The organism is Catellatospora vulcania, assembly GCF_009720385.1.
GTDB lineage: Bacteria > Actinomycetota > Actinomycetes > Mycobacteriales > Micromonosporaceae > Catellatospora > Catellatospora vulcania.
Genome location: NZ_ML769301.1, coordinates 275,091 through 286,971, shown reverse-complemented (window position 1 = coordinate 286,971; position 11,881 = coordinate 275,091). Strand labels below are relative to the sequence as shown.

Below are 11,881 nucleotides of genomic sequence, written 5' to 3'. Positions count from 1 at the left end.
CTTCCACAACCGTCCTATCACCACGGAGGGTAGTGTCGCCGTTGCGACACATCTGGATGTATCAGCAGGCCGTCCCCCGCACTCTGTTGCATGACGCAACACGAGACGGAGGAACGACGATGGCTATGCCGCAGGATCGCCTGCACCGCTGGCAGGACCGCCGTGCCCGGCGGATGGCCGGGCTGCCCTGGCTGGGCCAGGAGACCCGGGCCGACCGCAAACCGGTCTGGTACACCCGCAACGAGCTGCTGGTCCTGTCCGAGCACCGGGCGTCCGCGGAGCGGGTCCTCGGCGGCCTCGGGCACACCGGCGGCATCGACGAGACCGAGCTGGCCCCGGGTCTGGTGCGGCTGCGGGCCGACGGGCTGGACGTGCCCACCGCCGCCCGCCGGGTCCGCGAGGCCGCCGCCCGGGACGGCGACGAGCGCACCGTCGTCAGCCCCAATCACGTGTTCGTGTCCACTCCGTTCGAGCACGGCGGCCCGTTCGGCCCGCCGCAGCCCGCCCCGAAGCCCGGCGACCGGCCTGGCCCGCGAAAGCCCGGCAAGGAGGTGGGCGTCGCGGTCATCGACACGGGGGTGTGGCGCGACAGCCCGCTGCCCGCGCACGCGTACACCGCGGCCCCGGCCGACTACGAGGTCGACACCGACGTCGACGACGACGGCGTGATGGACGGCGACGTCGGGCACGCCAACTTCATCATCGGCGTGATCGGCGCCCGCACCGGCAAGGCCGACGTACGGGCGATCCGGGTGCTCGACACGTTCGGCCTGTGCACCGAGGCCGACCTGATCACCTCGTTCGCCCGGCTCACCGACGAGAAGCTGATCAACCTGTCGCTGGGCGGGTACACCCTCGACGACCAGCCGCCGCTGGCCCTGGCCACCGCGCTGTCGGCGCTGCTGAGCGGACGGGACCGGCTCGTGGTCGCCGCGGCCGGCAACGACGGCCTGCGCGACCGGCCGTTCTGGCCCGCCGCGTTCGCCGGGACCGACGTGCCGTGGGCCGACCAGATCGTCGCGGTCGCCGCCCACGACGGCAAGGACCTGTGCGACTGGAGCAACGCCGGCCCGTGGGTCACCGTGACCGCGCCCGGCGCCGACATCACCAGCACGTTCGTCAAGCACGACCAGTTCCCGACCGGCTGGGCGCTGTGGAGCGGCACGTCGTTCGCGACCCCGCACGTGGTGGCGCTGCTCGCCGAGCACACCGCGCGCACCGGCTCCACGTCGGTCGCGCTCAAGGCCGTGCTGACCACCGCGAACCGCTCCTACGGCGGATACGCGGGGCTGTCATGACGCAGACCCCACCGGACACGCTGCCGGGATCGGACACCGCCGCGCTGCTGCGCCAGGCCGGCGACGGCGACCAGCGGGCCTGGAACACCATCGTGGAACGGTATTCGGGCCTGGTCTGGTCGGTGGCGCGCAGCCACCGGCTGGGCCAGGCCGACGCCGCCGACGTCTTCCAGGCGACCTGGCTGCGGCTGGTCGAGCACCTGGGCGCGATCCGCGAACCCGAGCGGCTGGGGTCGTGGCTGGCCACCACCGCCCGGCGGGAGTCCCTCGCCGTGCTGCGCCGGGCCGGTCGCGACCTGCCGGTCGGTGATCTGCTCACCCTCGAACCGCGCGACCGCACCGCACCCGAGGTGGACAGCGACCTGCTGCGCCGTGAACGCGACGGCGTGCTGTGGCAGGCGTTCGGGCGGCTGCCCGGCCAGTGCCAGTCGGTGCTGCGCCTGCTGCTGCTGGACCCCGCACCCAGTTACGCCGAGGTCAGCGCGGCCTTGGACATCCCCGTCGGCAGCATCGGCCCGACCCGTGCGCGCTGCCTCGACCAGTTACGCCGGAGGTTGAACCCCTGATGACCGCGTACGACGACGACCTGCCCGCCGAGCTGCGCGGGCTGACCACCCGGATGGACCCGGTGCCCGCGCACCTGGTCGCCCTCGCCAAGGAGAGCCTGGCCTGGCGGGACACCGACGCCGCGCTGGCGCAGCTGGTACGCCAGATCGACCTGGCCGGGGTACGCGGCGAGGACCTGCCGGACCTGTTCACCTTCACCGCAGGTGAGCTGACCATCGAGGTCGAGGTGGCGGTGAGCGGGCTGACCGCGGCGCTGACCGGCCAGCTCGTGCCTCCGCAGCCGGCCCGGGTCCGCGTCGACCATGCCGACGGCCCGACCTGGGTCGAGGCCGACGCGCTGGGCCGCTTCTCGGTCGCCTGCGTCACCCGCGGGCATCTGCGGCTGCTGTGCCAGCCGGTCGCGGGCGGACCGGTCCAGACGTCCTGGACGCTGATCTGAATCCCGGTGGGGCGGACCGCGGTCATCGGCCCGCCCCACCGGGACCCGATCGTCTCGATCGGGTCTGGCGGGCGGCTCCACGGGGGCCGCCCGCCAGTTCGCGGCTGCTACTCGTTCGACTTGCCGCTCTTGCCGATGCCGTCGGTCGGCTCCTCGACGACCAGCTCCAGGTCGATACTGCCGTCTTCGGCCGGGCTCTCGACCACGTGCGTGCCGGCACCCGACCGGAGCAGCGCTCCGAACCCCGAGACGATGTCGGCGACCGCGGTCATCGTGCGGCGGGCGCCGAGGAACCGGTTCTCGCCGTACGCGTGGTAGGCGTCGCCGTAGCTGACGCCGTCGGTGAGGCTGAGCAGGTTGCGCTTGCGGCCGGAGTTGACTTTCATGACGGCCGCGAAGCTGACCAGCATCAGGCCGAACACGTTGCCGGCCCAGGTGAGGTTGAACTCGTCCATCCCCGGCAGGTTGTTGCGCCCGCCGGCCGCGGCGGTGAAGCTCACCGTCTTGTTGACCTTGTGGTACGACTGGATCCAGCCCGTGTTGCCGTCGAGCGGGTGCTGGGGCGTGGTGCTGGCCAGCCCGCCCCGGTGGATGTACAGCGGGGTCTCGATGATGAACGGCCGGCTGAAGTCGATGACCGCGTTGCCGAGGTGCAGCAGCCCCTGCGGCGGGGTGTTCGCGGCGATCATCTGCTCGCGGTGCTCGATGAGCTTGCGCTGGTCCTCCAGCTCGCCAAGGACGTCGCCGTCGGCGAACGGGTCGCCGATCGACGGGCGGAACCGCTTCAGGCTGGGCACCGGGCCGCCGGACGGCGCGAACATCGACAGCATCCCCCAGAACGGCGACCAGGACGTGGTGTCCTCGAACTCCTTCTGGAACTCCTCCGGCACCGGCTGCGCGTAGGTGTGGTTCAGGTACGCGTGCTCCTTGCCCAGCCGCCCCTTGCGGCGCAGCACCCAGCTGAACCCGACGAAGTACGGGTGGCGGGGGCGGTAGGAGCCGTCCTTGGCGTTCGACTGGACCTCGCACGCTTCGGCCAGCTTCGCCATGCCGACGCCGCCCTTGTCGCACATGGCGATCGGGGCCAGTTCGGGCTTGTCGAGGTTGAAGTCGGTGCCGGTGGTGTCCTTGGCGAGTTTGGTGAAAGAGTCCTCGTCGAGGTCGTTGACCTGCACGCCGACGAGCAGGTTGAGCTTCTTGAGGTTGATCCGGTACTTCATCAGCGCGCGCTGTTTGATGAGTTCCCAGCGGGTCGGGTCGGGCTGCATGCCGCCTCCTCGGTGCGGTACGCGGTCCGGGTGACCGCGTACCCGAGCAGATGAGCGGCGGCGCGTTCCTGATACGACCGGCGGTGGCGGGCATCGGACACCACCCGATGGGCTGACAACGCGGGCCCGCACACCGCGCGGTGTGCGGGCCCGCCTTCACCGGGCCGGGCTCCGTCAGCCGGTCGGGAAGTTGTCGGCGGTGCGGATGCGGTCGCGCACCCAGACCCCGGCGGCCTTGAGCCGGCTGGTCCCGGTGTAGGGGCCGGCGCCGCAGGTGCCCGTGGTGAACACGGCCCCGGTGCGGAAGTCGTCGCTGAAGTTCCAGTTCGTCCAGCTGATCTTCTTGGCGGCCATCAGGTCGAGGTACGCCTGCGCCTGGGTGAAGTTGTTCGGGCCGTCGCCGGAGGCCTCCTGGGTGCCGAACTCGGTGACGAACATCGGGATCTGGTCGGCCGCCCGGGACAGCGCGTTGAGGTAGCTGCTGCCGTGCGACGCGGCGTAGAAGTGGAACGTGTATATGATGTTGGTCGCGTTGACCTTGTTGTTGATCACCTCGGTCTCGCTGGCCCCGTCGGACAGGCCCAGCGACGACCAGGCCCGGGTGCCGACCAGCACGACGGCGTCGGAGTCGACGGCCCGGATGGTCGGGATGATCTGCTCGGCGTAGCTCTTGATCGCGGGCCAGCCGACGCCGTTGGGCTCGTTGGCGACCTCGTACAGGATGTTGGTCTTGGCGGCGTGCCGCTGCGCGATGGCGGTGAAGAAGGTGCGGGCGCGGGCCAGGTTGTAGTTCGGGTCGCCGGGGTCGAGCATGTGCCAGTCGACGATGACGTACATGCCGCGTGCGGTGGCCTGCTCGATGTAGCCGTGCACCCGGTCGGTGAACAGCTGCGGGTTGGTCTCGTAGCCGTCCTCCTGGATGTACATCGACACCCGCAGCACGTCGGCGTTCCAGTCGGTGGCCAGCGCGTTGAGCGAGGCGTCGTTGACGCACTGCGGATACCACTGGATGCCGTGGGTCGACATGCCGCGCAGCTGGATCGGCTGGTTGTACTTGTTGCACAACTTAACGCCGCAGACCCGCAGCTGCCCGTTGATCGCCGCGGGCGTCGTGCCGGTGGGCGGGCTGGGCGAGGCCGACGGGCTGGGCGGCACGGACGGGCCGGTGCCGTACACGTCGAACTCCCACAGCGAGTAGCCCCACTGGGTGGCCCGTGCCGTGCCGTACACCCGCACGTAGCGGCCGCTGGCGCTCAACCCCGCGATCGAGTCCGTGCCGCCGTTTCCGGTGGTGGTGCTGAAGACGCTGGTCCAGGCCGAGCCGTCGGCGGAGACCTCGATCCGGTACCCGGTCGCGTAGGCCGCCTCCCAGTTCAGCTCGACGCGGGTGATCGCCGACGGAGCGCCCAGGTCGACGCGCAGCCACTGCGGGTCGACGCCGGCCGCGCTGGCCCAGCGGGTGGTGGTGCTGCCGTCGACGGCGTTGCCCGCGGGCAGGGTGGCGTCCTCGACGGAGGACGCGGTCGCCGGTTTGCCACGCGACAGCAGCGTCTCGGACGGCGCGGTGTTCACCTCGACGTCGAGGTAGTCCAGGTTGGCGGTGCCCAGGGCGGTGGTCGCGGCGACCCGGACCGTGTTTTCTCCAGCCGCCAGCAGCGCAGTGACGGACTTGTTCGTCCAGGTCGTCCACGCGCTGGTGGCGTTGAAGGCGCTCGCCGCGGCCACCACGGTGCCGTTGACGATGATGTCGGCGGGGCGGTTGGCGCCGCTGCCGTTGGCGTACCGGATGGTCAGCGTGGCGTTGCCCGCGCTGGGCAGGTTGACCGACCACTGCACGGCCGATCCGATCACGTTGTCGGTGTTGACGAAGCCGGAACCGGAGAAGCCTGCGTGGTTGGACTCCACCACGCCCTGCGCGATGGTCGCCGACTCGGCCTCGTACCGGGTGGGCGCGGCCCAGGCCGGCAGGGTCACGCCGACGGCGAGCGCCGTCAGCGTCACCAGTGACGCGATGCCGGCGACGCGCCACGGCCTGTTGAGGATCTTCATGCATGGACTCCTTGCTGGTCTTCGGCCGGAGCGCGGGCCCGGGGCAGGTGCCGGCGGGCCCGCGCGCCGGTCAGGAGGCGAAGCGCAGGCGCACGATGACGTTGTTGAGCACGGTCGGGGTGCCGCCGTTCATGTCGTTGTTGGTCGAGGTGAGCCAGAGCCCGCCGTCGGGGGTCTTGACGACGGTGCGCAGCCGGCCCCAGGAGCCGTTGAAGAAGGCCCGCGGGGTGTCGGTGGTGTCGCCGGTGATCCGCATGACCCACAGCCGGGTGCCGCGTACGGCGGCCATGTAGATCCAGTCGTTGACGATCTCGAGACCGCTCGGCGAGGCGGACGCGGTGCTCCACGTCCGGACCGGGTTGACGAAGGCCGGGTTGCTGCAGGTGCCTTCGCAGGTCGGCCAGCCGTAGTTGGACCCCGGGGTGATGATGTTGAGTTCGTCCCAGGTGTTGTCGCCGAACTCCGACGACCACAGCCGGCCCTGGGAGTCCCAGGCCAGGCCCTGCGGGTTGCGGTGGCCCAGGCTGTAGACCCGGGTGCCGAACGGGTTGCCGGGCGCGGCCGCGCCGGTGGTGGTGACCCGCAGGATCTTGCCGTTGAGCGAGTTGAGGTTCTGCGAGCGGCTGCTGTCCTGGCCGTCGCCGGTGGTGATGTAGATGTGGCCGTCGGGCCCGAACTTGACCCGGCCGCCGTTGTGGAACCGGTTCTTGGCGATGCCGGTGACCAGCGCCTCGCGCGGGCCGATGGCGCCGTTCTCGAACTTGAACCGGACGAGGCGGTTGTCGGAGGCGGCGGTGTGGAAGGCGTACACCCAGTGGTCGGTGGCGAAGTTCGGGCCGACGGCCAGACCGAGCAGCCCCCCCTCGCCGGTGGTGGTGACCGCCTCGGTGATGGTGCCGACCACGGTCTTCTGCCCGGCCAGGGTGACCCGAACGATCTCGAACCGGTCCCGCTCGGCGACCAGCGCGCTGCCGTCGGGCAGGAACGCGATCCCCCACGGCAGGTCGAGCTGGGTGTTGACGTTGCGGTCGAAGACCGGGTCGCCGCCACCGGCCTGGGTGGACGTGGTCACCGCCAGCACCGGGCTGACCGGCGAGGTGTTGCCGTTGGCGTCGTAGGCCAGCACCGTGTACTGGTAGGTGGTCGCGGGCAGCAGCCCGGTGTCGGAGGCGGTCAGGTCGGGCACGTCGGCGATCTGGGTCCCGTTGCGCGCGACCCGGTAGCCGCGCACGCCGACGTTGTCGGTGGCGGCGTTCCAGGCCAGCGTCACGGTGCTGGCGGTGACACCCGTGGTGCGCAGGTTGGCCGGCGTGGTCGGCGGCTGGGTGTCGGTGCTCGGCGGGGTGGTGACCGCCAGGTTGTTGCTGCCCTGCGACGGGTTGCCCGCCGCGTCGTAGGCCAGCACGCTGAACACGTACGACGTGTTGGGCTGCAGGGTCAGCGTCGCGGTGAGGATGTTGCCGCCCACCTCCGCGACGACGTTGCCGCCGTTGTAGACCACGTAGCGGCTCACGCCGACGTTGTCGGTGGCGGCGTTCCAGGCCAGGTCGACGCCGGTGGGCCGGACCTCGCCGACCACCCGCAGGCTGCCGGGCGCGGTCGGCGGCTGGCTGTCCGACGGCGCGGTGACCCGCAGCCGGTCCAGGTTGGGCCCGCCGTTGACGGTGGTCGCGGCGGCCCGGACGGTGTTGGTCCCGGCGAGCAGGCTCGCGGTGACGGTCTTCTCCGCCCAGGTGGGCCACGCGCCGGTGCCGGGGAAGGACAGGCCGGGTGCGGCGGGGCTGCCGTTGACGGTGATGTCCATGGGCCGGTCGATGGTGGTGCCGTTGGCGTACCGCAGGGTCAGCGGGTAGTTGCCGGCGGCGGTCACCGTCACGGTGAACTGCACGTACGACCCGGTCACGTTGTCGTAGTTGACGAAACCGGCGCCGGTGTAGCCGGCGTGGTTGGACTCGACGACGCCCTGCGCGATGGTCGCGCTCTCGGCCTGGTAGTCGGTGAACGCGGGCGGCGGCCCGGTGGTCAGGTTCCACTGCTGGCTGGCCAGGCCCGCGATGCAGGTCCAGAGGTGCAGCTTGGCCGCGTCGGCGGTGCTGCCGCTGACCACGTCGAGGCACTTGCCGGTCACGGGGTTGACCAGCGTGCGGGCCGAGGTGCTGTAGGTCCACTGCTGGTTGGGGTTGGTCGCCGAGCAGTCCCAGATCTGCACCTTGGTGCCGTTGGCGTTGACGCCGCCGGCGACGTCCAGGCACTTGCCGCCCAGCGCGCGGATCGTTCCGTCGGTGCCGACGGTCCAGGTCTGGGCCGCCGAGGCGTTGCAGGCGTAGATCTGCACCTGGGTGCCGTTGACGGTGCTCGCGGACGGGATGTCGATGCACTTGCCGGACGCGACGCCGGTGATCGGGCCGACGGTGTCGGCTGCGGCCGGGGCGGCGCCTGCGACCTCGATGGTGGCGGCGACGCAGATCGCGGCGGCGAGGACGGCGATGCGCCTGATCGGCGGGGAGTTCATCGGGGGCTCCGTTCCCTGGCGGTCGGCTCCGCGAGACGGAGTCCCGGGGGCTCGGGCGTGGGACCGCGTCGCGTGGCCGGCCAGGAGTGTTAGTTAAGTTAACTTATAGACCGTGAACCATATTGGCTGCCATGACTGCGGTCAAGTCGAACAGTCCGAAATGGCATGCTTGCTGGCGGCCACGACACCGGTTGACGCATTCGCGTTCGCCAATCTACGATGTGCACCTTCGGCGACCAGCAAGCGCTTTCCTCCGTGTCCGTCCCCCTTCACGGGAGTGCCCGCATGAGACGCCGTCGAAGCATCCTGTCCGCCATCGTCACGCTCGCCGCCCTGGTCCTGTCGACCTCGGTCGCCGGCCCCGCCTCCGCCGCACCCCGCTTCCGGGTGCTGGTCTTCTCCAAGATCACGAACTTCTACCACGACTCGATCCCCGCCGGTGTCGCCGCCGTGCAGCAGCTCGGGGCCGCACACAACTTCGAGGTCGAGGCGACCACCGACGCCGCCGCGTTCACCGACGCCAATCTGGCCCGGTTCGACGCGCTCGTCTTCAACAACACCAACTCCACGCCCGCCTCCGGCGACCTGCTCAACGCCGCCCAGCGGCTCGCGCTGCAGAACTTCATCCGCGGTGGCGGAGGCTGGGCCGGGCTGCACGCCGCTTCGGCCAGCGAACGCGACTGGGCATGGTACGACGGGCTGGTCGGCACGATCTTCGACTACCACCCGGACTTCAGCGCGACCGGCGGAGTGTTCCCGGGACGGATCAAGGTGCTGGACCGCGCGCACCCGTCCACCCGCAACCTTCCTGAGCTGTGGGAGCACAGCGAGGAGTGGTACAACTGGAAGACCAATCCGACCGGACGGGTGCACACGCTCGCCCAGATCAAGGTCCGTGACGGCATCTCCGGCCTGGACGAGGGCGTCGACCACGCGTACTCGTGGTGCCAGAACTACGACGGCGGCCGGTCCTGGTTCACCGCCGGCGGGCACAGCAGCTCCGCGTTCAGCAACGCGCTGTTCCTCGACCACCTGCGCTGGGGCATCGAATGGGCCGCGGGCGCGGTCGCCGGCGACTGCAGCGCCACCAAGAACGGGCAGTTCCAGCGCGTGCCGCTGGTCAACGCCGACCTGGCCGACCCGTTCGAGCTGGCCGTCGCGCCCGACCGGCGCGTGTTCTACATCCAGCGCACCGGCGCGGTGAAGGTCATCGACCAGGCCACCCTCGCGGTCACCACCCTGGTCGACTTCGCCTACACCCCCGCCCAGACCAGCCAGTCCGACGGGCTGCTCGGCCTGACCCTGGACAACAACTTCGCCACCAACAACTGGCTGTATCTGCTGTGGTCGGACAAGACCCTCAACCAGCTCAACCTGTCCCGGTTCACCGTCACCGGATCCACGATCGCGCTGAGTTCGGAGAAGCGGCTGCTGACCGTCCCGACGCTGCGCGGGGAGGCCCGCGCCAACTCGCACATGGGCGGCTCCATCGCGATGGGCCGCGACGGGAACCTCTACGCGGCGATCGGCGACAACACCGACCCGTTCGAGTCCAGCGGATACACCCCGATCGACGAGCGGGCCGGGCGGCGGGCGTTCGACGCCCAGGGCACCTCGGGCAACACCAACGACCTGCGCGGCAAGATCCTGCGGATCCGCCCGCAGGCCGACGGCACCTACACCGTTCCGGCGGGCAACCTGTTCGCGCCGGGCACCGCCAAGACCAGGGCCGAGGTGTACGCGATGGGCTTCCGCAACCCGTTCCGGATCACCGTCGAGCCGTCGACCAACGCCGTCCTGGTCGCCGACTACGGCCCCGACGCGACGGCGGCCAACGCCAACCGCGGCCCGGAGGGCACCGTCGAGTTCAACCGGGTCACCAGCGCCGGCAACTACGGCTGGCCCTACTGCATCGGCAACAACATCGCCTTCAACGACTACAACTTCGCCACCAGCACCTCGGGGGCCAAGTTCAACTGCGCCGCCCCGGTCAACAACTCGCCCAACAACACCGGCCTGACCACCCTGCCCGCCGCGCGCAGCGCCCTGGTCTGGTACGCCTACTCCGCCTCGGCCCAGTTCCCGGAAGTCGGCACGGGCGGCGGCGGCCCGATGAGCGGCCCCGTCTACGACTACGACCCGGCCAACCCGCGGATCTCGAAGTTCCCGGAGTACTTCGAGGGCAAGTGGATCGTCTACGAGCTGACCCGGCAGTGGTGGAAGACGCTGTCGCTGCACCAGACCGCCCAGACGTTCACCGACCCGCGGTTCGGACCCACCACGGTCGGCTCGCTGCAGTCCATCAACGGGATCTTCGCGGGTATGAGCTGGATCCAGCCGTTCGAGGCCGAGTTCGGGCCCGACGGATCGCTGTACGTGATCGACTTCGGGGCCGGGTCGGGCAGCGGGCGCGGCGGCTCCAACGAGGGGGCCGGCATCTACCGGATCGACTACGTGGCCAACGGCGTGCCGCCCACCGCGAAGATCACCGCGAGCAGGGACAACGGGCCCGCACCGCTGGCCGTCACCTTCTCCAGCGCCGGATCGGCCGGGGCGAGCAGCTACGCGTGGGACTTCGACGGCAACGGCACCACCGACTCCACCGCCGCCAACCCGTCGTACACGTACACCGCCAAGGGCCGGTTCAACGCCCGGCTGACCGTCACCGGCGCGGGCGGGCTGACCGCGGTGGCCAGCACCGAGATCACCGTCGGCAACACCCGCCCGGTCGTCACCATCAACGTGCCCCAGGGCGGCTTCTTCGAGTTCGGCGACCGCATCCCGTACACCGTGACGGTCACCGACCCGGAGGACACCACGATCGACTGCAACCGCGTCGTGGTGCAGACGCTGCTCGGCCACGACTCGCACGCCCACCCGCTGGACAACTACGTCGGCTGCTCCGGCACGCTGGTCACCGAGTCCGGCGGCGGTGACGGCCACGGACCGGGCACCAACCTGTTCACGCTGATCAGCGCCCAGTACACCGACGGCGGCGCGACCGGTGCGCCCGCGCTGGTCGGCTCCGTGCAGGTGGAGTTGCAGACCCGCAGCATGGAGGCCGAGCACTTCGACGCGGCTTCCGGGGTGAGCGTGCTCGACCGGGCGACGGCGCAGGCGGGCCGCCGGCTCGGCGACCTCGACAACGGAGACTGGATCAACATCGGCCCGGTCAACCTGCAGAACATCAGCGGCGTCGTGGTCGGAGCCAGCTCCGCGGGCACCGGCGGCACGATCGAGTTCCGCAACGGCTCCCCCACCGGGCCGCTGCTGGGCACGGCGACCATCCCGGTCACCGGCAGCTACGACTCCGTGGTGTCCCCGACTGTCGCGCTGACCAACCCGGGCGGCACCTTCACGCTCTACCTCAAGTTCGTGAAGTCCGGACAGACCGGTGATCCCGACATCATGGCGCTGGACTGGCTGCGCTTCAACGGCCGCGGCGTGAAGGCCGAGACCGGTGCGACGCTGACGGTCACGGCCGCACCCACCACCGGCACGGGCCCGCTGACCGTCGCCTTCAACAGCACGTCCACGGCCCCGCCGGGGCGCACGATCGTGGACCGCGAGTGGCGCTTCGGCGACAACACCGCCACGGTGCACGCCGCTTCGGCCAGCCATGCCTACACCCGCAAGGGCGTCTACACCGCCTGGCTGACGCTGACCGACAGCGTCGGCGCCACCCACTCCAGCAGTGTGGTGATCACCGTGAACTGAGCCGGAGCTGCCGGCGGCCTCGCGACGGGGC

At 70.7% G+C, this 11,881-nt stretch carries 7 protein-coding genes and 1 pseudogene; 4 read left to right on the top strand and 4 right to left on the bottom strand.

The features are described 5' to 3' along the window. Positions 1–119: 119 nt before the first annotated feature. Genes F6W97_RS01285 through F6W97_RS01275 form a run of 3 tightly spaced genes read left to right on the top strand, consistent with a single transcriptional unit; the run spans position 120 to position 2,304 of the window. Entirely contained in the window at positions 120–1,298 is a 1,179-nt protein-coding gene (locus F6W97_RS01285) for a S8 family peptidase (protein WP_155368241.1), read from the top strand. After that, complete coding sequence (locus F6W97_RS01280; RefSeq protein ID WP_155368240.1) at positions 1,295–1,864, top strand: RNA polymerase sigma factor; 570 nt, start codon at positions 1,295–1,297, stop codon at positions 1,862–1,864. The genes F6W97_RS01285 and F6W97_RS01280 overlap by 4 nt, the downstream gene beginning before the upstream one ends. Next, positions 1,864–2,304, top strand: coding sequence for a hypothetical protein (locus F6W97_RS01275; protein ID WP_155368239.1), 441 nt, complete (start codon positions 1,864–1,866; stop codon positions 2,302–2,304). Before F6W97_RS01280 ends, F6W97_RS01275 begins: the two co-directional genes overlap by 1 nt. 107 nt (positions 2,305–2,411) lie before the next feature. Here the strand turns inward: F6W97_RS01275 and F6W97_RS01270 are convergent, their stop codons facing one another. The 4 genes and pseudogenes from F6W97_RS01270 to F6W97_RS01260 form a co-directional block, all read right to left on the bottom strand. After that, positions 2,412–3,572: a hypothetical protein gene (locus tag F6W97_RS01270; protein ID WP_155368238.1), complete on the bottom strand. Its 1,161-nt coding sequence runs from the start codon at positions 3,570–3,572 to the stop codon at positions 2,412–2,414. A gap of 174 nt (positions 3,573–3,746) precedes the next feature. After that, a complete protein-coding gene (locus tag F6W97_RS01265) occupies positions 3,747–5,144 on the bottom strand; it encodes a cellulase family glycosylhydrolase (RefSeq protein WP_407924535.1) in 1,398 nt (465 codons plus the stop codon). A gap of 12 nt (positions 5,145–5,156) precedes the next feature. After that, positions 5,157–5,621, bottom strand: a pseudogene (locus tag F6W97_RS40380) (CBM35 domain-containing protein); the annotation flags it as partial. A gap of 70 nt (positions 5,622–5,691) precedes the next feature. Further along, positions 5,692–8,133, bottom strand: a complete 2,442-nt coding sequence (locus F6W97_RS01260; protein WP_155368236.1) for a PQQ-dependent sugar dehydrogenase — start codon at positions 8,131–8,133, stop codon at positions 5,692–5,694. A gap of 285 nt (positions 8,134–8,418) precedes the next feature. On the opposite strand from F6W97_RS01260, the gene F6W97_RS01255 reads away from it, so the two are divergent. After that, positions 8,419–11,850 carry a ThuA domain-containing protein gene (locus F6W97_RS01255; RefSeq protein ID WP_155368235.1) on the top strand — a complete coding sequence of 1,144 codons (3,432 nt, stop codon included), beginning with the start codon at positions 8,419–8,421 and terminating at the stop codon, positions 11,848–11,850. Positions 11,851–11,881 lie beyond the last annotated feature (31 nt).

Excerpts from the sequence above, each read along its gene's own strand:
- F6W97_RS01270 (WP_155368238.1), bottom strand. The coding sequence starts at position 3,572 with ATGCAGCCCGACCCGACCCGCTGGGAACTCATCAAACAGCGCGCGCTG.
- F6W97_RS01275 (WP_155368239.1), top strand. The coding sequence starts at position 1,864 with ATGACCGCGTACGACGACGACCTGCCCGCCGAGCTGCGCGGGCTGACC.
- F6W97_RS01260 (WP_155368236.1), bottom strand. The coding sequence starts at position 8,133 with ATGAACTCCCCGCCGATCAGGCGCATCGCCGTCCTCGCCGCCGCGATC.
- F6W97_RS01285 (WP_155368241.1), top strand. The coding sequence starts at position 120 with ATGGCTATGCCGCAGGATCGCCTGCACCGCTGGCAGGACCGCCGTGCC.
- F6W97_RS01255 (WP_155368235.1), top strand. The coding sequence starts at position 8,419 with ATGAGACGCCGTCGAAGCATCCTGTCCGCCATCGTCACGCTCGCCGCC.
- F6W97_RS01280 (WP_155368240.1), top strand. The coding sequence starts at position 1,295 with ATGACGCAGACCCCACCGGACACGCTGCCGGGATCGGACACCGCCGCG.